A 20,759-nucleotide genomic window follows, 5' to 3' on the forward strand; every position below is an offset into this window, starting at 1 on the left:
TTGTTAAGATATTTTTTAGCATAACCGACTTTTGAACATATGTAAATTGGTAATTGAAATTTTGTTCAATGCAAGGTTTGAACGTGTCACAAATCATTAACAAGCGCCCTCGCGGTATGCTGGTCAATGATTAAAACGTTGGCATATTTTCCGGTTAATGCTCCGTGAATGGAAGATACTTTTCTGCTTCCGCCGGCAACTAAAATGGAGCGTTCCTTCAGTCTAAGGTCTTGAAGCTCAACACCGATGGTCCGGTCATTGATGGCGCTGCTGCAAATATTCCCTTTCGCATCAAAAAAGCGTGAACAAATATCCCCGACGGCCTGTTTTTTCAGCAGGGCTTTCTCTTCTTCGTTAAAATATCCGAGCCGAAACAACAGCGCTTCATCACGGACAGTCCCGACCGTAAAGAGAGCGATATTCGCCTGCTTGCCCATCTCAATAATCCGCTCAATATGACGGTCTTTCTCCACCATTCGCTTCACATCCGCATTATCAAACACGACGGGAAGCGGGAGATAGCGCGGCATCGTTTGAAAAGCCTCTGCAAACAGCTGAATCGTTTCAGCCGAATACGTGTTTACCCGGGAATGGCTGATGCCGCCTTTCAGCTGGACGACCTCGACGCCTTTTACCTGCTTCGGCTGCATGTTTTGCGCGATTTGATACATGGTGGTTCCCCAGCTGACGCCGACAATGTCGCCGTCTTTTACCGTTTCATGCATATATTCTGCACCATAGCGGCTTAGGTCATGTGTAATTCCTGCATAATCGGGTGTTGGGGAAAACACAACATGCGCCTCAAGGAGCCCGTATTTCTCTTCAAGTATGGAACCGAGCGCATCCAAATCCTCAAAAGGGTCCATGACGCGAATCTGGACATACCCTTTTTCCTTTGCATATTGCAGCAGCCGGGAAACGGTTGGCCTTGAAATGTTGAGCTGCTCAGCAATTTGCTGCTGACTGTAGTCAGACTGATAGTAAAGCCTTGCCGCTTCTATGCTTAATTGCTGTTTTTCCCGATCCATTCTGCACCTCCCTGTGGATCAGTCCTGATAAAACTGCTTTTGATTTGCTTTTATTATACAGGCTGGCGCCGGCTTTCATCCACCTGATTTCTAAGAAACTGAAAAACGCTCTGGGCGCGGACCTGCCCAGAGCTTACTTCTCCCAGGTCATATGCTGATAAATGCCTTTCATAATGGCGTACATTCCATATAGGATCAGGCCTAATGCCAATATAGACAGAATCAATTTGCCATGCGGCTGCTGCGCGAGTTCGGCGAGCGCGCCGTCAAAGCCTCTTGTGTCATCGGGATCAGCAGTCATGGCTGTCTTGATGAGAAAATAGCCGATAGCCGAGAAAATAATGGCCCGGGCGATATTGCCTGCGCGCCCGGTGTTTTTCGTGATGCATATCATTTGTTTGTTCATTTTTGACGTATCAAATTCTTTCATAAAAGCAGCCCGAACGCCTTTCATAAATTGAACAATCGCAAATACGATAAAACCCGCACCCGTAAGCCCTGTGAGCCATTGGCCGAACGGCTGCGACAATACATAAGCGGACCACGTCTGTTCTGAAGTGCCGCCGTCCCCTTGGCCAAACACAAATCGCAAGGCATTCCAAGCGATGGATGTGTAAACGGCGGCACTGAAAAAGTTTCCTATTCTCCGTGACAGGCCTCGCCTGCTGTTTCCGTGCCCCTCCGTGTCCTTGATCGCGCTTAACACCATCCAGATTACATAGCCGATAAGGCCGATGCCTATTAAAAAAAGCAATAGTGACCCATACGGCATGCGTGATAGCGTTTGGAGAGCTCCGCTCGAATCTTTGGCGCGGCCTGCCCCGGCAGCCGTCATAAAAGCCAAAACCCCAAGCAGAATAAAAACGCCGCCGAATGCAAAATAACCAAGCCTCCCGAATCGTTTGATCCAAGGCTTGGTTTCCTGTTTTATTTTTGACATGTACTGGTCTTTCACCGCCATGTGTCCAACCCTCTTTCACAGAAATCTTTACTGTAACATTCCCGATTGGACAAAGTTGAAACAGCTTCTGCCTCAGCTATGGCTGGCTGAGATACGTTTTTGCTGTTTAGCTGATTGTGCAGGTGTCATCCAAGCAGCCGCTGCGGCAGCTGTGACTCCGCCTGCTAATTTCCCAATGATCATGGCCGCCGCCATTTCTTTTTTCATTCCAGCTACAAAACCGAGATGGCTGCCGAGTACAAAGGCGCCGCTGACCGCAAACGCGACATTGATGACCTTTCCTCTCGGCGTCATATCCTTTAATGAAGCCAGCATTGGGATATGATGCGCCAAAGAGGTCACTAAGCCTGCTGTTGCTGTCTCATCTAAATGAAGGCATTTCCCCAGAGCCTGAAGCGGTTTTTTAAAGGTTTTTGTAATAAATGCCGTCATCGGGAACGCCCCTGCCAGAGCAATGGCGATGGTCCCTGTCGTTTGTATCCCTGTCTCGACATTCTCCATTCCCGGAATCAGCACAATGCCGGTCATCGTTTCAACAGAAACAGCTGCAAGCCCGATAATCGCAACCATACTGACCGCTTTCCCGAAGAGATGAAACAACTGAATCATTCTGTCGGTGTATCGCCATAACCCAAAAGCGATGACAGCAGATAACAGACTCGGGATCAGAAGATTTTTACCTATCATGCCGATGTCAAAGCCTGCGCATAATCCGCCGATTAAGCAACCGATCGGCACTGTGCACAGCCCGATTAATATGCCTTTCGCAAAATACGGATGATCCTCTTTTTCGATGATGCCAAGAGCGACGGGAATCGTGAAGACGATTGCCGGCCCCATCATTGTTCCTAAAAACACCCATGAAAACAGCCCGGCCTGCGGATCTTTCGCCATTTCTCCAGCCAGCGCATATCCTCCCATATCAATCGCCAAAATGGTGTTCGCAAAGGAAGAAGGATCCGCGCCAATCGCTGTGTAAAACGGAGCAACAATGGGAATCAAGATTGCTGCCAGCACGGGCGCCAGCGATACAATTCCGATCATGGACAGCGCCAGCGGCCCCATAGCCTTAAAGCCGTCCGCAAACCGCTCGCCTAGCCCCCATCTGTTTCCCAAACAATAATCCGCTGCTCCCCATAGTAAAAAGGCAGCCAAAATGAATACAACCGCGTCATTCACCGTCATGGTTTTCTCCTTTTTCAAACGTATGATTGGTTTTATCATATCATCTGAAATCACCGAATAGAGTTGATCTTATTCAATATGAGCTAAAAATTCTTTTATATCGGCTTTTTCAACGGCTGTTATAATGCGTCGCGCTTTTTCTTGCGGGACCGTTAATGTCAATTTTTCTATTATGTCTTCTTCAGACAGCTCATTTCCTGGTGCCCCTTTTGGGCAGTCCACACGCGCTTCGCAAATCCGGCCGTCTGATAAATAGGCCCGGACAATCGTGAAACGGCCTTTTGGAACGGCATGAGGAGCCGGCTGAATAGCATTGTCATATACGCGCTGAATTCGCCCCATTGTCGTTTGAACCCCGTTTGGGATCGGCTGGCTGCTGAAATGTTCAACGGTCAGGCCGTGTCCATGCAAAGCAAGAGCAATCACATATTCAACGCTGAAACGGCCTTCCTCTCCAGCTTTTGGAGATCTTTCCGTCAATGCAGCATCTCCGCCTGGCGGAAATATCACTTCAATACGTTCGGTATTGGCAGCAGAAATGGTTTCTTCGGAGATAAGCTGTCGTACCGCATCTGCAGCATGGTGTGCCGCGGAACAAAATGGATAGATTTTAAACCATAGACCCGGCTGCACAATTCTCCACGGTGCCCCCCAATCGTTTAGCAAAGTGTGTTGTGCTTTCTCAACGTCACCGTACAGACTGAAGAAACCAGTTTCTCCATCAAGTGCCGTGCGGGACCCGCCAAATTCTGATTGGGCCAGCTTAACGGCCAGCAAGCCAGCCTGAGCCGCCAAACCGGCGTGCAGCGGTTTCATTTCTGTTCCAAATTGCACCCTCATCCCAGCAGATTGCGTAGCCGCAAAACCAATTGCTTTTTCCAACTCTTCCTGAGTCAGCTCCTCAGCATAACCTACGGCGCAGGCAGCAGCGATGGCACCAAGCGTACCTGTATTATGCCAGCCCTTCTCATAGTGGCGGCTGCCAATTGATTCTCCCAGCCGTGCCATCACTTCAACACCAACAACATAAGCGCCAAGAAGCCGCTCGTCATGTCCGCGAGCGGCAGAAGCAATAAGGGCCGGTACGATGACTGCACTGGGGTGTCCTCTTACATCGGAGTGGACATCATCAAAATCCAATGCATGGGCGATAAATCCATTGAGCATCGCGGATTGTAATGGCGCGGCCTTTTTGCCCTGTCCGATAACAGGAACAAGGGGCCGGCCTCCTTCATCCTCTATCAGACGGAGGAGCTTTTGAATTCCTTTATCTTCTCTTCCTGCGAATGAAGCGGCAGTAAAATCAAGTAATCCCTTTTTTGCTTCGTGAATCGCGTCAACTGAATGCTCAGGTTGTGACGTTCTCACAGCCTCTGCAAGACCTGCTGTCAGCCCTTGTTTGCTCATTTGATGGTCTCCAATACAATAACCGCCAGCTCCGCAAAGTATTGAGAGGCAACCGTAAGGGCTTCTTCATCCAGTGTAAAGGCCGGATGATGCCACTCCTCCGTCCCGTTCGTTCCCATCCAGACAAAAAATCCCGGAATCTTCTCTTGATACAGAGCGAAGTCTTCTCCGCCCGGAGACTGCTCAGCGTGAACGGTTTGATAGCCAAGCCGTGCCGCAGCTTCGGATGCCGCATTCAAAAATGTGCCGTCATTCTGAACGGAAGGCAAATAAGGAAACCACTTGAATTCTGCTTGTGCCCCATAGCCCGCTGCAATTCCTTCAGCCACTCGTCTCATATGCTCGGGAACAGCCTGCCTCGCTTCTTTTTGAAAGGTTCGAACCGTCCCCTCCATTTCAGCTTGGTCTGGAATTACGTTCCACGAGGTGCCCGCCTGTACTCTTGTGATACTGACGACTGCGTTTTGCAGTGAGCTGATATTGCGGCTGACCACAGATTGCAGCCCGCTGATGATTTGTCCGGCTGCAGCGATTGGATCAATACTGTTATTTGGGATGCCGGCGTGCCCGCCTTTCCCTTTGATGACGATCTCAAATCGGTCAACACTTGCCATGAGCGGACCTTCCTTTACACCAATGGTCCCGACAGGCAGATCCGGCTTATTGTGCATGCCGAAAATCGCAGAAACGCCATTAAGTACGCCAGCTTCTAGAACCTTTCTTGCTCCTGCGGCAATTTCTTCGGCCGGCTGAAAGATAAAGCGGACTGTACCTTTCAGCTCGGCCCTTCTTTGATTCAGCAACATCGCTGTGCCAATAATAGAAGCAGTATGAAAATCGTGTCCGCACGCATGCATTGTGCCATCAACCTTAGATGCAAATGGAAGATTCGTCTGTTCTTGGATCGGGAGCGCGTCAATGTCCGCTCGTATTGCTATCACGGGGCCGTCTTCCCGTCCTTTGATTTCTGCAATCACACCAGTCTTCAATTGAGGGACATCAAGTATTTCGATTTGCTCCTCCTCAAGCCAACGGCGGATTTTTTTCGTCGTTTCAACCTCTTGAAATGACAGTTCAGGATGTTCATGAAGATCACGCCGCATATTGATTAAACGGGTATGAAACGCTTTGTCGGCCATTGTTCTTCTCCCCTTCTTATATAAGCTCTGCAGGCTCTCCCACCTGCTTGATAAATCGTTTCGTCCGTTCGTTTTTCGGATGGTCAAACAGTTCCTCTGGCGTTCCCTGCTCGATAATATGGCCGTCTGCCATAAAAATCACTTGATCAGCAACCTCTTTTGCAAACGCCATTTCGTGTGTAACAATGATCATCGTTGTTTGTTTTTCCGCAATGGACTTGATGACCTGAAGCACCCCTGTGACGAGCTCAGGGTCAAGCGCTGACGTTGGTTCATCCAGCAAAATCGCATGCGGATTGACCGCAAGCGCCCGCGCAATGCCGATTCGCTGCTGCTGGCCGCCGGACATTGTGATTGGATAGCTGTCAGCCTTATGCTCCAGACCGACTTGTTTCAGAATCTCCATTCCAATACGTTTCGCTTCGTCGCGTGGTTTATGTTGAGCCACGATTAAAGCTTCTGTAATGTTTTGCAGAGCCGTTTTATTTTTAAACAGATTGTAGTTTTGAAAGACCATGGCCGTTTGCTGGCGAAGCCGATGTGCTTCCTTGCGTGTAAACTTTTCCGCATTCAGTTTGGCTTCTCCGATTTCAATAAGGCCTTGATCCGGACGCTCTAATAGATTTAAGCACCGGAGAAGCGTTGATTTTCCGGAACCGGACGGACCGATGATTGCCACCACTTCTCCGCGTTTCACTTCTAGATCGATTCCGTCGAGCACGACGAGATCTTTAAACGCTTTGCGAATATTTTTTACTGTTATCAACTGATTTCACCTCTAAGTCCGGTATGGCTTGCTCATGGCACGTTCAAACAAGTCCTGCAAAATGCTGTAGATAATGGTAAGAACCCAATAGACGATCGCAACCGCCAAATACGTCTCAAAATATTTGAGGTTTCCTGAAGCGTACATCTTCCCTTGGGCGAACATCTCCATGACCCCTAATGTAAAGGCCAGTGACGTTTCTTTCAGGAGCCCGATAAATGTATTGCCCGTTGCCGGAATCGCATTTCGGATCGCTTGCGGCAAAATAATCCGTCTGTATGCCTGAAATTTTGTCATACCGACAGACAGGCACGCCTCCAGCTGCCCGTCATCAACAGAATTGAGGGCGGCCCGGAAGATTTCTGCCAAATAAGCTGCGTTTTTTAAGCTTAACCCGATGATGGCAGCTGTGAGAGCTGTCATTTTGCTCATCTCTGGAAATAGCTGCGGCAGCCCGTAATAGATTAAGAACAGCTGTACAAGTGTCGGCACGCCTCGGAAAAAGGATATATACAGCTTTGACAGCTGATGAAGCACTGGAATTTTGTTTTTTGTAATGAGTGCGAGAATAAGTCCTCCGATAATGGCAAAAATCATAGCTGCTATTGCCATAAACAAGGTGATCGGAAGGGCCTGAATTAAAGTCGGGAACGCTGATATCATGAATTCCCAATCAATCGTGTTCATTCTGGTGAGTCACCGCCGTTTCTTAATGCTTCTGTTCTACTGTGATATCTTCATTAAAGTATTTTTCAGAGAGTTTTTTCAGTGTTCCGTCTTTACGCAATTCATCTAGCGCCTTATTGACTTTTTTGCGGAGCTTGTCGTGCGCATCGTCCTTGGCAAATGGGAATGCAACCTGTTCGTAAACAATCGGATCTCCTGCAAGCTTTAATGGCAAACCGGTCTTCTTGATTTGCGCGATCAATACAGTTCGGCTGTTGACATAAGCGTCTACACGGCCGTACGCAACATCCTTCAGCGTACCCTCTTGTGTTTCGTACGTTTTGATATTGATTTTTTTATCAGGATCTTTGCTTTCAAGGTTTTTCGCGTGGTTTGAACCGAGAACGGCTGCTACTGTCTTGCCTTTTAAATCGTCTACTGATTTGATGTCTGTATTGTCTTTTTTGACGACAATCTGTGTTCCCGCATAAGCGTATGGTTTCGTAAAGTTATACGTTTCCTTACGTTCGTCTGTCACAGCTACCTGGTTGGAAATGGTGTCAAGCTTGCCTGTTTGAAGCTCTCCCATCAGCCCGCTGAATTCAAGCAGCTTCCAGTCCAGTTTCATGTCAATTTTCTTAGCGACTGCTTCCATCACTTCCACGTCAAAGCCTGTCAGCTTTCCGTTTTCTTTATAAGCAAATGGGTAACTTTGTCCTGTCGCACCGACATGAAGCACATTGTCATCCTCTTTACTGCTGCTGTTTCCATTGCCGCAAGCTGAGAGCACCGCTAATAATGCAGCAACGACCAGCACTGTCCATTTTTTCATCTTCATTTGATTTTCCCGCCTTTTCTATTTTTATAGATCATGTCGCAATTGTTTTTTCATATAGACTGTGATATGCCCTTTTCCAAGGTCTTGTTCACCTGAGCGGACATACCCTTTTCGTTCGTACATCTCAATCAGCCACGGATGCTTATCCGCTGTTCCGAGTGAGACAAACGGAACCTTTAACGTATCGCGAAGGATTGTTTCCTCCAGCCATTGAAGCAGCTTTGTTCCGATTCCTTTTTTACCGGTGCCGGGGTCCACAGCGAACCACCAGATATGCGGAACACCATACGGTCCCGGCTGTTTTCCCCAAGGCATTCTCAAGGTGATGGTCGCGATGATCCGCCCGTCTTCTTCCATGACGTAGCAAGCGTTTTTCCGAATATTTTGCAGCACCAAATCTAAATCCGCATGAGCGGCAGCAAAACGAATGCCGAGCTTTCGAATCGGTTCATAAGCCCGCAATGTCAGCGCGAGGAGCTGTTCAGCATCACGTTCAACTGCAAGGCGATATTGTGGCTTCATCTAGCGTTCCTCCTTACTTTGCATAGCGGTTTACCGGCTTTTCCAAACCGAAGTGCTCTCGTAATGTTGTGCCTTCATATTCTTTTCTGAACACGCCGCGCTCCTGTAAAATCGGAACCACTTGATCAACAAACACTTCAATTCCTTCTGGAAGAAGCGGAGGCATGATGTTAAACCCGTCACACGCTTTCTTATCCACCCATTCCTGCATCTTGTCGGCGAGCTGCTCCGGCGTGCCGACGAAGATATGGTGGCCTCTGGAGCCTGCAACGTATTTGTAAAGCTCTCGTATCGTCATATTGTCCCGTTCAGCCATTTCCTGAACAAGCTTGAAGCGGCTCTTCACCGCATTGGAAGCTTCTGCGTCAAGCTTCGGCAGCGGCCCATCAAGCGGATATGCCGACAAATCAATTCCGCCTAAGTAATTTTGGAGAATTTGCAGACCGACAGATGGGATAATCAGATCTTGAAGCTCCTTGTATTTGGCTTGCGCTGCTTCTTCTGTATCGGCAATGATTGGGAAAATACCCGGCATGATGGCAATTTTTTCTGGATCACGTCCGAATTCCGCTGCCTGTTCTTTAATGGATTGATAAAATTCCTGAGCTGATTCCAGGTGGTTTTGTGCTGTGAAGATCACTTCTGCTGTTCTGGCAGCCAACGCTTTTCCGTCTCCTGATGATCCTGCCTGGATAATGACCGGCTGGCCCTGCGGCGTTCTTGAAACGTTCAGAGGTCCGCGAACCGAGAAATATTCTCCTTTGTGGTTCAGCTCGTGCATTTTTTCTTTGTCAAAGAATTCACCCGTTTCTTTATTACGGATAAAGGCGTCCTCTTCCCATGAATCCCAAAGCCCCTTTACAACCTCGACAAATTCCTCTGCCCGCTGATAGCGCAAATGGTGTTCAAGGTGCTTTTCACCGCTGAAATTCAGCGCTGTTGATTCAATAGATGAAGTGACGACGTTCCATCCGGCACGGCCATTGGACAGATGATCCAATGACGCAAACTGTCTGGCAATATGGAATGGCTCGCTGTATGTAGTGGAGGCTGTTGCTGTCAGTCCGATTTTTGATGTGACCTGCGCCAAAGCAGAGAGCAGGGTGAATGGCTCAAACCTTGTTAATACATTTGGATGTGATTTGCTGTCAATTGAAAGGCTGTCCGCTAAAAACAGCATATCCAGCTTGCCTCGCTCCGCTGTTTTCGCAAGCTCTTTAAAATAATCCAAATTCATGCTCGCATCTGACGGCGCGTCCGGGTGCCGCCAAGACGCAACATGATGGCCTGTACCTGCTAAAAATACCCCTAATTTGATTTGTTTCTTTTTGCTTGTCATGGCGATACTCCTTTTATCATGTTTTTAGGCTGAATAATCCGAAAAATAAACTCCTATATTCCTAGTCGTTTAATATGAATAAATCAAAATGTACCTTTGTCTTGGACGTTTGTCAATGAGTTAAGATTAATTTTTTCTATTCAAGCGAAAAGACCCTTGCGTGACCATGAGGGAACGGCATTGATTCATTCAACTAGTGCAACCTCTATATCGGCAAGAAAACTGAGTCTAATGAAGCAAAGACTCAGTTTTCTTCCAATAATTTCATATAAGATTTCGCCATTTCCTTTGCCTTTTCTTCGCTTTTGCAAACCGCCTATCCATTCAGACGCCGTAACGATTGTATAAAAAAACAGCTGACTCCAGATATTCAAACCGGAATCAGCTGATTGATGTGAATTAATTAAGCTCATGAATACTCTCTTCTGCTTTAGCGGAAAACACTTTAGGCTCCAAACAGTCAAGGTCTTCATGAAATAAATTTACTTTTTGGATTTGCCGATTGTCATAGTGGTGGAAATAGTAGTTTCCAGTTTCGTTGCACATCACGGAAGTATATTGCGTATAATGAATTTCGTCTTCTTCCGTTATCACTGCGCCCTTTGGTATCGTCATATTTGCCAAAATTTGAAAAGCGGCTGTTACACCTTTCGTTTCATCGGCCGCCGGCTCTAGATGTTCTTTCAAATAAACAGCTCTGACAAACCGGGAAGGCGGTGTATAATCCCCCGGCAGACCAACAGTTCCTAAGCCTTGGCCAAAAGCAGAAAGGGCTAATCCGCCCATCTCTTTGCTCTCTAATTGCTTCGGTCTGATTCCTGTATATTGCTGCAGATTGGTTACATGCCATATAAAGTCGGGGCTGTTCGTCATGACACCAGGTTGATTATCATAGACTTTGAGGCCGTCTGCTCTTGGTTCTATCGTCAGGTTTCGGCCCGTCCGGTCTGACAATATCCAGTGAAGCGGTAAAACTGTATCCAATAGATCTAATTTTTTCTCTACAATCGTTAAAGATCGAATCTTTTCTTTTACGTCTTCCAAAGACTGACAGACTGACAGCACCCATGTCACAAACTCATGCGGGACAATGTGAACGGTATCTTCCCGTATCGTTTTTTCGTACTCCGCATAGCCCGGAAAATAAAGCGCCGCACAAGATAAACCGCTTTCATTAATGCCGTCGGCAAATAATATATTTCCAAGTTTTCTCCCCATACCGATAAACGCGTACTGTGTCTGATGGGCCCTTCCGTCAGCTTCACTGTTCCAGCTGTAACGGCGCGGATAGAGAATCACCTCTGTCCCCAGCTGAAATGCAAAATCCATTGTTCTTGCTAATACATGTTTACGGTCAGCAGTTTCCAATGTAAGACTTGTGCACATTTGATCAGTCCCCTTTTCAATTCAGATTAATATCATACATATTGTGAACGAATTGGTTTTATCAGCATAACGAAAGTCAAATCGATTCGTCAAAGAATTGACATTACATCAAATAAAACGAAAAAATCCAGCCTTTAGAAGGCTGGATTTTTTATTATTTAGCCAAAACAAGCTCGTGAATCGCATGTGCAACGCCATGTTCATTATTGGAGCGTGTTTGAAAGTTTGCTGCTTCCAATACTTCTGGGATGGCGTTTGCCATGGCAACCCCGCAGCCCGCCCATTCGATCATTGTCAGGTCGTTCCCGTTGTCGCCTATGCACATGACTTCCGCCTGTTCAATTCCAAGCAGCTGAGCCAGCTGGCGTACAGCATTTCCTTTGCTGGCTTCCGAGTGCAGAATTTCATAAAAGAAAGGCGCGCTTCTGACCATTGTATATTTTTCTCTCACGTCTTTCGGAATCGATGTAATGACGCGGCTTAAGTTCTCCGGTTTATCAATAAACATCACTTTCGGGATGAGGATATCTTTTGGCACCTCGTCAATTTTGCGGAAATGAAGCGGCACCTGTGTCACATAGGATTCGTATACGGTAAATTCGCTAATGTCCCGGTTAGGCGTATACAAATTAGATGAGTCAAAGAAATGCATCGGCGTCTTCAGCTCTAAGCTCAGGTCATATAATGAAGTCAAATCATCATAACCGAGAGACAGCTCTGAGACCACTTCATTTGTATGCGTATTTTGAACAAGTGCTCCATTATACGCAATAACATAGTCGCCTTCTTCAATTAAATTCAGTTCATCTAAATATCTCTGCACACCCCCGATAGGCCGGCCGGTGCAAAGCACAATTTTGACACCTTCCGCTTTTGCCGCGTGAAGGGCGTCGCGGACCTCCTCTGTTACTTCATGATGATCATTTAAAAGTGTTCCATCCATATCAATTGCAATTAGTTTGTACATCCTGCATCTCCTTCATGTCGTTTTCAGGCTATAGTCCCATCATATCGTTTTTTCTTTTTGATATTCAACCGGAAGAGATGGTTTTCTCCGGATTCTGTTTAGACGCTGCCCTTGTCTTCGGATACGCAAGCGCGGTTTCCGCTTTCTTTCTGCCTTGACGCCGTTTTCTGCTTTTTTCTGTTTCATCAGCAGAAAGCCGGCAGCTAGAAAAGGAATGCCGGTTATATTCAAGATGGCAAGCTTCACACCCGCCGCGATGAAAAAGAACCCCCATGAAGATGATGGATTCCGTCTGATCATGACGTAAGCCGCCATTTCCAGAACAATCAGGATGGCATGAAGCACTATGCCATAAATCAGCAATACAAGGGCAAAAAACAATACATAATTCACGATTGCCCCTGAGTACATCATAGCGCGCATCATTTGTATAAACGATAAGGACTGCATGGAGCCGCTGATGACATTAGGGTTATAGATCGTATAGTCACTAAATAAATGTTTGACTTTGAGAAAAGCCCATAATATAAATATCCACTGAATAATATGTAAAACAAGCCCCGCTGCCACCAGTCTTTCAGCTTTTTGATTTCTCATCTTTCTCCTCCCTGCCGGTCTTTGATTCGATTCTTGTCATCGTTTTTGTCTGGCCATTTTGCTCCCATATCAATGTCCCGTTTTCTCCTCTTTTCAGCGTGCTTTTGAGCGGATAATAGGGGCCGAGGTACTGAATCTCGATAGACCCGTCAGTGCTTTGGGAAATCACCTTGTATGCCATAAAAGGCAGCTGTACCTCTCCTCTTCCTTCCATCACTTCCGTTTCCACAACCTCGTCTTCGGTAAATGTGACTGTTGCTGATTTCACGCCGTCCGTTGGCCCGGGGGCAAGCCCCTCATCCCACGTTCCGTAATAAAACGGCGTCTCTTCTTTTTGCTGCTGGCAGCCCGATACCATGATGCATACAGCAATTAAAAACAAAATGCCATATTTGTTTCTCAAGGGGATCACCATCCTTTCCTCCTTTTTTTGGGCGAATGCCGTGCCACTGTGCCAATGACTACATAAGTTATAAGGAATTCACCCACAAGGAGATTGATCATAATGAACCCTTATCAATATTACAGCCCTCAGCTGCCTCAGCAGGAACCTTACTATAGCCACTATGAGTACAATCCTTATCCGCAGCAGGATGTATACGATCCATACCAAATGGATAGACAGCCGGCATTGGAAAGAAGAATCGCAGCACTTGAACGGCAAAATGAACAGCAGTCAAGAGAATTAACCCGTCTGACAAACGAAGACCGCCGTCAAAATCGGGAAATTGCACGGATTGCCGAACAGGTCAATCAGTTAAGCCAGGCTGTTGAACGCCATACACGCCGCCTAAATCGGCTCAATCAGCGCCTCCGTACAGTAGAAAACCGGCTGAATATCCCATTTACTGCAGGGGAAGGCGGTTTCTGAGCGAAACAAAGAAAAAAAGCGGAATACGATTCTCCCATCTCAGGGTTTCGTTTTCCGCATTTCTTATATGTTAAAACGGAACATTTACATAAAAAGGGTTTGTACCCAGTATACAATCTTTACCGTTTTCATTCAAAGATAGAGGGGCTGAGGAAAATAATTGTAGTTCCTCTTTGACGGAATTTCTTTTCATTCAAGTTGCATGATAATACCGACTCACGTCAATCGATACATGGAGGGATCATTCATGCATAATACACAACACGGCTTGCAGCAGCTGAACCAATGCCGCCAAACTGCTCAGCAGCTCATTCAGCAAACACAGCAAAGCAGCCAGCAATATCGCCAAATGCTTCATCAGGAACAGCAAAACATCCAAATGCTGCAGCAGATTCTAAACCACGAACAACAAGCTGCACATACCATTCAGCAAGCACTGCACGGGCATGACATGGCGATTCAAAAGTGCCAGCAGGTTGTCAACATGTGCAACCAAATGCAACAGGAACTTACTGGACAATCCAGCGTCATGAATACGAATGTGTCTACACTTCCATTCGGCCAAAACACGACATTTCAGCAGCAATCCTACCAGCAGTAACATATAAAAAGCTCAACACAATGCGAGTGTTGAGCTTTTTTTCTTACTGTTCTTTGCGAATATGTATATCCTGAATAGACTGTTTCGGTGCATGAAATCTGCTCTCGGCTTCACTTCTTGCCTCGGCAAAAGCCCGCGCCTCCACATGATCTTTGTAGACATCCAGCTGAATCAAATACAGCGGGCGCACTTTAAATCCATGAATAATGGTTACCGCCCATAACGGGACCACAATAAAAACACCGGGCAGATCGGGCAAAACAAAACCAAACGCAAAAATGAAAAAATAAATGATGCCGTACATGATCCACTTTCTATTTCTAACCTTGATGCCAATAAATAAAAAGGCAAAAAAACTGGTAATGGCAAAAGGCATGAAAATAAACAGCATCCACCAGCTATGCAGCCATTCCCAAGCGGCACCTCTTTTTGTAATTCCCATATTTTTCTCCTCCTATTTACCTATAATAATCGATTAGGCACACCGCGTCACCCATAAACGGGAAAAACTTTCTCCCTTAAAAATAGTGATAGACGGAGAACAGGTTTCTTGCTATATTATTAATTGATAATGATAATCATTACTAATCTATTGAGATACATAGTGGGAGGGTTCTTGATGAAAAAGAACATATTGCTCGTGGGCATGCTTGTGCTGCTTCTCATGTTTGTCAGCGCTTGCAGCGGCACGGCTTCTAAAGGGAGCTCAAGCGATTCTGCTTCCGAAAAAACAGAAATGAGAACATACAAATCACCAAAAGGGAACGTCAACATTCCTGCACATCCGAAACGCATCGTCACTGATTTTTATGCCGGTGAATTGCTGTCTGTCGGGGCCAATGTGGTCGGCTCAGGCTCATGGTCATTTGATAATCCGTTTTTAAAATCAAAGCTGAAAAATGTGAAGGATGTTGGTGATCCAATAAGCGTTGAAAAAGTGATGGAGCTTCAGCCTGACTTAATTGTTGTCATGAATGAAGAGAATGTTGATAAATTAAAGAAAATCGCTCCGACTGTTGTCATACCTTATAACACAGCGAAAAACGTAGAAGACACAGTCAGCATGTTCGGAGATATCGCCGGAGCGAAAGACCAAGCAAAATCCTTTATGGCTGACTTTAACAAAAAAGCGGAAGCAGCTAAGAAGAAAATTGCCGGCGTCATCGACAAAGATGCAACCTTCGGCATTTATGAAAACACAGACAAGGGCGAATTCTGGGTGTTCAATGACAATGGCGGACGCGGCGGCCAAGCTGTATACAATGCACTTGGGTTAAAAGCGCCTGAAAAAATTGAGCAAGATGTCATCAAAAAAGGAGAGATGAAACAGCTCTCTCAAGAGGTTATTCCTGAGTATGCCGCAGATTATATGTTCATTACGGATTACAACCCGAAAGGCGAAAGCAAAACACTCGACAAGCTGGAGAATTCCTCTATTTGGAAAAATCTTGACGCTGTTAAACATAATCGCGTGTTTATCAATGACTTTGACACGTTCTACCCGTACGACCCGATTTCTGTCAGCAAACAGGTGGATATCATCACCGACATGCTGATCAAACGGACCGAAGAAAATAAAAAATAAAAAAACGGCACAGTCATGACGCTGTGCCGTTTTTTATGATTCACTTTAATTTTGACTGTACGGAGTCCGGCATATCTTCAAACTTGACTTCTTCCCAAGTCTCGACATACTTTCCTTTCGCCTTCACCTTCAAATACGCGTTCTTCCGAAGCTCTTTGCCGGCGAAAAAGGTCACTTCTTCTTTTTTTCCGGATGCATTGTATCCGTCTAATGTATACTCAGTACCGCCTGGGCTAAGATGTTTGCCATCTCGATCAATCTGCACATAGACATCTTGCTGGTGAATAAACGGATTAAATCTGTCTGTAACATCGTTATGAAAAAAGAGAAGCCCGCATATTACGGCAGCAGCCGCCAAGACGGCCAGGATTGCCATTGCTTTTTTCATCTTTGCACTCCCCTTACTTGTTCATTTTTTTCAAATAGCTTGACCGCACCGCGAGGAAGAATAGAAGCTGAAAAATGAAAAACCCTCCGATGGTGAGACTGAGCGGCCCCGCGACATCAGAATAGCCTTCCACCGCCAATGTTCTCAAAGCAAACAGCGTATGCATGACGGCAATGACGAAAGGAAAGAAGAAAAGAATGGCCAATTGTATTGTCACGCTTTGTGCCATTTCACGCTCACTCAGGCCGATTTTGGCCAGTGAACGGTAGCGCTCCCGGTCTTCATCTAAATCAGTGAACAGCCTGAAATATAAGAAACTTGCTGCCGCGACAAAGAATACAATTGCGATAAACAGGCCGATAAATAAACTCAGGCTCGGCAGCTGCACCGTATCATAGTAAGTCCCGGCTTTTGAAGCAAAATCAGAATGCACGTCGATATAATTGCCGTAAATCTCATTTTGCAAAGATTGGCTGATCTCAAGACTGTCTTTCCAATGATCATAGCTGTAGCCGTATAATGACGCTTGATCACCGAGTGATTTCAGCTGATCAAAGGTTTGATCATTCACCGCGATGATGGCATTCAATGAGATCAGCGGTTTTTTGACTTCTTTTACCGACAGTTTTTGATCAGACATCTCCCCTTTTTGGTTCAGCAGCTTCAGCTGATCCGGCGCTTTGTTTTTGAAATTGCGGTCATACGTTCCCGGGAAATAGACAGCCTCGTCTTCTTTCAGACCGTTCACTTTGACATGGAAGTATTTTGCCGCATCCGATTTGCTGATCATGTAAACAGGGGGAACAGTTTCTCCTTCCTGATAGCGAACATAGGAAACATCTATTTTGTCTTTCGTATACGTAAAGCCGTGTGTTTTCAGTTCATGGTCAATATCTTTCAAATGAGTCTGTTCTTTTGGATTGTTGCTGTAAGATAAATACTCCATTTCATAAGCGGACTCTTCCGCTCCGACGGTCGATTTGTACATTGCGAGCACGCCTGTCGCAGTAAACGCAACCGCGGAAATAATGCTGACAATAAAGAACAGGCGGGCGTTGTCTTTTAGACGATAGACAAGGTCAGAAACCCAAATGACATTTTTCCCGCGCAGATAAAAGGTTTTCCACTTCTTCAGCGCGCGCAGAATCCATATGCTGCTTTGGCTGAAAAAGAAATATGTTCCGATGACGGTGAGCAGTAAAATGATAAACGGTTCGGCCCCGTGGACATTGCCTTTAAGGACCATACCGTACCCGCCGCACAGACAGGCGATGCCGAATAAGGACAGAAGCACGGACGGCTTAGGCTCCGGCTTAATCTTGTCAGTGCCCTTTATTAATTTGATTACCGTATTTGATCTGACAAAAAGGATCGTAAACTGCGATAAAAAGAAAAATAAGAGCAGAAATCCGCAGGCCGTAATACCGAGCGCTTTCCAAGGCATATACAAAGGCAGCGCGTCCATTTCTAAAATATAAGCGCCGACCGTAAAGAACGTCTTTGAAAAAATGAATCCTCCGATAATGCCGGCTGCAATTGACATGACGCCGATGATCATATTTTCCGCTGTAATGAGCTTTCTCAGCTGCCCCGGCGTGATGCCCTGCATGAGCAGAATGCCGAATTCTTTATTTCTCGATTTCAAAAATGCATTAACCGAATACAGAACAAATAAGAAAGAAAAAACAAAGATCATCCATTCCGCGGCGGTTAAGCCTTTTTTGGCGATGTTATTCAGGTAGCCTTCCTTTAATGCCGGATGAAACAGGAACATCGCAAAGGTAAAGAAAATCAAAACGGAAAAGGCGCTGCTTAAAAAGAATGCAAGATAGGCCCTTTTGTTTCTCGTGACGTTTTTATAAGCGAACTGAAGAAAGGTCATTTGCGTTTCCCCCCAGCATAGACAGCACATCAAGAATTTGTTCATAAAAGACTTGGCGGTTTTCCCCGCGGTAAATCTCATTAAACAATTCGCCGTCTTTTATAAAGATGACGCGGCGGCAGTAGCTTGCCGAAACCGGATCGTGGGTCACCATCAAAGCCGTGACATGATCATCCCGATTCAGGCTCTGCAACGTTTCCATGACGTCTTTTGTCGCTTTGGAATCAAGGTTTCCAGTTGGTTCATCGGCCAGAATGAGTGACGGCTTATGAATGACCGCTCTTGCGATGGCGGCCCGCTGGCGCTGGCCTCCGGATACTTCAAACGTCCGCTTGTTAAGCAGGTTTTCGATACCGAGCTTTGCCGCGATGCCGTGCAGTTTTTCTTCCATGACAGACGGCGCTTCTTTTTCAAGCGTTAACGGCAGCATGATATTTTCACCGATCGTCAGCGTGTCCAGAAGGTTGAAATCCTGAAACACAAATCCGAGCTGCTTGCGGCGGAAATGAGCGAGCTTTGTCCGCTTCAGGCGATGCGGGTTTTCTCCGTTAATCAGGATATCGCCTGAATCTGGACGGTCAATCGTTGAAATGATATTCAAAAGCGTTGTTTTTCCGGACCCGGACGGCCCCATCACCGCCGTGAACTCGCCTTCTTCTATTGAAAATGAAATTTGCTTTAAGGCCTGATAGGACACTTGTCCTTTATAGGTTTTATTTATATGTTTGACTTCAAGCATATTCGCCATGAAAATCCTCCTTATGGTTTTATTCTTGTTGATCTGGGCTGCTTTCATGTAGTGCCGGGACGTTCAACATAAAAATCCCCTTGACATAAATCCATGTTATCAAGGGGAAACAAAGCGGGCTATGTTGTTTTCTTAACGCAGCCTTACATTTTTGTAAGAAATGAAAATCGAACTGATGTCCCTTCACCGGGAGACGAGCTGATGTCCACCGTATGATTGAGCTTATCTGTAATTTCTTTGACGAGATGGAGGCCGATTCCCGTAGATTCTTGGAAACGCCGCCCGTTTTCACCCGTGTAATAAGGGTCAAACACCCGCTTGATGTCTTGTGAGGGAATCCCGACACCGTAATCTTTGACTTCAAGCACCGTCCTGTCTTCATCGCGGAAGACATTCAGCTCAAGTCTGTCACTCTTGCCCGCTGAATACTTGACCGCATTTGTGACCACTTGGCCAATCGCAAATTTGAGCCATTTGGCATCGGTGTAAATCTGATGATCATCGCAAACGTTCATTTTCGGATAAACGCGATATTGAATAAAAAATCGTTTATAGCTTTGAATGACTGATTGGAGAAGCTCGGACAGGGAAACCGCTTCAATTTTAAAATCCCGTTCAAACAGGTCGAGCCTAGAAGAATAAAGAAGCGTCTCCAGCCCGAATTCAATCTGCCGGACTTCTTTTTTGATTTGTTCAAAAACGGGCTCATCCTCTTCTTGAATGATTAAATTAATGACCGACAGCGGCGTCTTCACTTGGTGCACCCATTGATTCATATACGTCACCCGCGCGTCAAGCTTGGCTTCGGTCTCATGGAGCTTCTGGTGCTGCAGCCGGACCAGCTCCATCTGCTTTTCATACAACTCTGAACAGAACACTGAAGAACCGAGATACGGGATATCCGTCCCTTCCTGCCCCGAGCTGAGCCAATGATACACGCCGCGGTCTTTGTACCAGCGATAGGCAAGATAGCCCGCCAAAATAAGAAGCTGCACGCCCAATATGTAAAACAAGTGAGAAAAAGAATGCAGACCCGCAAACCAGTAATAAAAGAAGACAAACAGCCCTTGAAGGAGAAAAAGCAGAATCAGCACTGCATGAGACCGGAGAAACAGCTTCATGACTGCGCCCTCAGCTGGTAGCCTTCGCCCCGCACCGCTTCAATAGAAACAGGCGCATTCAGCTCCCGCAGTTTTTTTCTGAGCCGCGTGATATACACGTTAAGTGTATTATCATCGATGAATATGTCGGTGTCCCACGTCTTTTCCATGAGACGGTCCCGACTCGTCACCTTTTCTCCCCGCTCAAGCAGCACTTCCAAAAGCTTGCTTTCTTTTTTAGAAAGCTCGCTTTTTTCATCCTGAAAACGCAGTTCAAACCGTTCCACAAAGAGCTGGACGCCGGCATATTCAACCACTTTCTCTCCCTGCTTTGCGGCGTACTCCCCGTACGCCCTCCGGATCTGGCTTTTGATTTTCGCCAGCACAATATCATAAGAAAACGGTTTTTCGATATAATCGTCTCCCCCGTTTTCAATCGCCATCACCTGATCCATTTCCCCGCTTCTGGCAGAAATAAAGATGATCGGGCTTGTGGAGTGCTGGCGGATCTGCCGGCACCAATAATATCCGTCATATGCCGGCAAATTGATATCAAGCAGCACCACATCGGGCTTTTCCCGCAAAAAGACATCAAGAACAGCTTTAAAATCCGCGGCGACCACTGTTTGATATCCGTATTTTTCAAGGTAATTCTGCAATAGTCCGCGAATGTCTTCACTGTCTTCCACAATCATAATTTTATTCAACCTGAACCACTCCCGTTTCTTACACTGCTGCCACCATCATAATCGTTTTGGGCGTATGGACGCAACACCGCACAAA

The 20,759-nt window shown here is 46.2% G+C and carries 24 protein-coding genes; 3 read left to right on the forward strand and 21 right to left on the reverse strand.

What is annotated here, in order from left to right; genetic code table 11:
* Window positions 1-86: 86 nt before the first annotated feature.
* The 15 genes from deoR to bslm_RS19475 all read right to left on the reverse strand — a co-directional run bounded on the left by deoR (window position 87) and on the right by bslm_RS19475 (window position 13,216).
* Complete coding sequence (gene deoR / locus bslm_RS19405) at window positions 87-1,028, reverse strand: DNA-binding transcriptional repressor DeoR (RefSeq protein WP_003227124.1); 942 nt, start codon at window positions 1,026-1,028, stop codon at window positions 87-89.
* Between the two features lie 133 nt (window positions 1,029-1,161).
* The gene (locus tag bslm_RS19410) at window positions 1,162-1,989 is read right to left on the reverse strand and encodes a DUF1206 domain-containing protein (protein ID WP_046381455.1); all 828 of its coding nucleotides are present in this window, start codon (window positions 1,987-1,989) and stop codon (window positions 1,162-1,164) included.
* 72 nt (window positions 1,990-2,061) lie between these two features.
* Window positions 2,062-3,174 (reverse strand): ethanolamine utilization protein EutH, encoded by a 1,113-nt coding sequence (gene eutH, locus bslm_RS19415; RefSeq protein ID WP_003243423.1) that lies wholly within the window; start codon window positions 3,172-3,174, stop codon window positions 2,062-2,064.
* 69 nt (window positions 3,175-3,243) lie between these two features.
* Entirely contained in the window at window positions 3,244-4,581 is a 1,338-nt protein-coding gene (locus tag bslm_RS19420; protein ID WP_003243743.1) for an MmgE/PrpD family protein, read from the reverse strand.
* Window positions 4,578-5,720 carry an N-acetyl-sulfur-metabolite deacetylase SndB gene (gene sndB / locus bslm_RS19425; RefSeq protein WP_003243840.1) on the reverse strand — a complete coding sequence of 381 codons (1,143 nt, stop codon included), beginning with the start codon at window positions 5,718-5,720 and terminating at the stop codon, window positions 4,578-4,580. Before sndB ends, bslm_RS19420 begins: the two co-directional genes overlap by 4 nt.
* Window positions 5,721-5,736: 16 nt before the next feature.
* Window positions 5,737-6,486 carry an amino acid ABC transporter ATP-binding protein gene (locus tag bslm_RS19430; protein WP_003243284.1) on the reverse strand — a complete coding sequence of 250 codons (750 nt, stop codon included), beginning with the start codon at window positions 6,484-6,486 and terminating at the stop codon, window positions 5,737-5,739.
* 12 nt (window positions 6,487-6,498) lie between these two features.
* The gene (locus tag bslm_RS19435; RefSeq protein WP_003243465.1) at window positions 6,499-7,173 is read right to left on the reverse strand and encodes an amino acid ABC transporter permease; all 675 of its coding nucleotides are present in this window, start codon (window positions 7,171-7,173) and stop codon (window positions 6,499-6,501) included.
* Window positions 7,174-7,195: 22 nt separating this feature from the next.
* Window positions 7,196-7,990, reverse strand: a complete 795-nt coding sequence (locus tag bslm_RS19440; protein WP_003227109.1) for an amino acid ABC transporter substrate-binding protein — start codon at window positions 7,988-7,990, stop codon at window positions 7,196-7,198.
* A gap of 24 nt (window positions 7,991-8,014) precedes the next feature.
* Window positions 8,015-8,512 (reverse strand): sulfur-containing aminoacid acetyltransferase SnaB, encoded by a 498-nt coding sequence (gene snaB / locus bslm_RS19445; RefSeq protein WP_046381456.1) that lies wholly within the window; start codon window positions 8,510-8,512, stop codon window positions 8,015-8,017.
* A 13-nt stretch (window positions 8,513-8,525) separates the two neighbouring features.
* The gene (locus bslm_RS19450; RefSeq protein WP_015385100.1) at window positions 8,526-9,851 is read right to left on the reverse strand and encodes an LLM class flavin-dependent oxidoreductase; all 1,326 of its coding nucleotides are present in this window, start codon (window positions 9,849-9,851) and stop codon (window positions 8,526-8,528) included.
* A 185-nt stretch (window positions 9,852-10,036) separates the two neighbouring features.
* On the reverse strand, window positions 10,037-10,264 hold the full coding sequence (locus bslm_RS19455; protein WP_003243777.1) for a hypothetical protein: 228 nt from the start codon (window positions 10,262-10,264) through the stop codon (window positions 10,037-10,039).
* Window positions 10,251-11,237 (reverse strand): penicillin V amidase, encoded by a 987-nt coding sequence (yxeI, locus tag bslm_RS19460; RefSeq protein ID WP_003243495.1) that lies wholly within the window; start codon window positions 11,235-11,237, stop codon window positions 10,251-10,253. Before yxeI ends, bslm_RS19455 begins: the two co-directional genes overlap by 14 nt.
* A 154-nt stretch (window positions 11,238-11,391) precedes the next feature.
* Entirely contained in the window at window positions 11,392-12,204 is an 813-nt protein-coding gene (gene yidA, locus bslm_RS19465; protein WP_003243315.1) for a sugar-phosphatase, read from the reverse strand.
* A gap of 39 nt (window positions 12,205-12,243) precedes the next feature.
* Window positions 12,244-12,801, reverse strand: a complete 558-nt coding sequence (locus bslm_RS19470) for a hypothetical protein (RefSeq protein ID WP_038429908.1) — start codon at window positions 12,799-12,801, stop codon at window positions 12,244-12,246.
* On the reverse strand, window positions 12,782-13,216 hold the full coding sequence (locus bslm_RS19475) for a DUF3255 family protein (protein WP_015715009.1): 435 nt from the start codon (window positions 13,214-13,216) through the stop codon (window positions 12,782-12,784). The genes bslm_RS19470 and bslm_RS19475 overlap by 20 nt, the downstream gene beginning before the upstream one ends.
* 90 nt (window positions 13,217-13,306) lie before the next feature.
* On the opposite strand from bslm_RS19475, the gene cotNE reads away from it, so the two are divergent.
* Both cotNE and bslm_RS19485 read left to right on the forward strand, forming a co-directional pair.
* Complete coding sequence (cotNE, locus tag bslm_RS19480; RefSeq protein ID WP_003227093.1) at window positions 13,307-13,672, forward strand: inner spore coat protein CotNE; 366 nt, start codon at window positions 13,307-13,309, stop codon at window positions 13,670-13,672.
* 247 nt (window positions 13,673-13,919) lie between these two features.
* Window positions 13,920-14,273: a hypothetical protein gene (locus tag bslm_RS19485; RefSeq protein WP_003242469.1), complete on the forward strand. Its 354-nt coding sequence runs from the start codon at window positions 13,920-13,922 to the stop codon at window positions 14,271-14,273.
* 43 nt (window positions 14,274-14,316) lie between these two features.
* Here the strand turns inward: bslm_RS19485 and bslm_RS19490 are convergent, their stop codons facing one another.
* On the reverse strand, window positions 14,317-14,715 hold the full coding sequence (locus bslm_RS19490) for a hypothetical protein (RefSeq protein WP_003243293.1): 399 nt from the start codon (window positions 14,713-14,715) through the stop codon (window positions 14,317-14,319).
* A 177-nt stretch (window positions 14,716-14,892) separates the two neighbouring features.
* On the opposite strand from bslm_RS19490, the gene bslm_RS19495 reads away from it, so the two are divergent.
* Window positions 14,893-15,858, forward strand: coding sequence for an iron-hydroxamate ABC transporter substrate-binding protein (locus bslm_RS19495; RefSeq protein WP_046381457.1), 966 nt, complete (start codon window positions 14,893-14,895; stop codon window positions 15,856-15,858).
* Between the two features lie 40 nt (window positions 15,859-15,898).
* On the opposite strand, the gene bslm_RS19500 is transcribed toward bslm_RS19495, so the two are convergent.
* From bslm_RS19500 to yxdJ, 5 genes are all read right to left on the reverse strand, one after another.
* Window positions 15,899-16,246, reverse strand: coding sequence for a YxeA family protein (locus bslm_RS19500; RefSeq protein WP_015715011.1), 348 nt, complete (start codon window positions 16,244-16,246; stop codon window positions 15,899-15,901).
* A 13-nt stretch (window positions 16,247-16,259) separates the two neighbouring features.
* Window positions 16,260-18,128 (reverse strand): ABC transporter permease YxdM, encoded by a 1,869-nt coding sequence (gene yxdM / locus bslm_RS19505; RefSeq protein WP_046381458.1) that lies wholly within the window; start codon window positions 18,126-18,128, stop codon window positions 16,260-16,262.
* The gene (yxdL, locus tag bslm_RS19510) at window positions 18,103-18,876 is read right to left on the reverse strand and encodes an ABC transporter ATP-binding protein YxdL (RefSeq protein ID WP_003243557.1); all 774 of its coding nucleotides are present in this window, start codon (window positions 18,874-18,876) and stop codon (window positions 18,103-18,105) included. Before yxdL ends, yxdM begins: the two co-directional genes overlap by 26 nt.
* Before the next feature lie 143 nt (window positions 18,877-19,019).
* Window positions 19,020-19,997, reverse strand: coding sequence for a two-component system sensor histidine kinase YxdK (gene yxdK, locus bslm_RS19515; protein ID WP_024572300.1), 978 nt, complete (start codon window positions 19,995-19,997; stop codon window positions 19,020-19,022).
* Complete coding sequence (gene yxdJ / locus bslm_RS19520; RefSeq protein ID WP_046381459.1) at window positions 19,994-20,683, reverse strand: two-component system response regulator YxdJ; 690 nt, start codon at window positions 20,681-20,683, stop codon at window positions 19,994-19,996. Before yxdJ ends, yxdK begins: the two co-directional genes overlap by 4 nt.
* Window positions 20,684-20,759 lie beyond the last annotated feature (76 nt).

Source organism: Bacillus sp. LM 4-2 (genome assembly GCF_000978495.1).
Classification (GTDB): Bacteria; Bacillota; Bacilli; order Bacillales; family Bacillaceae; genus Bacillus; species Bacillus subtilis.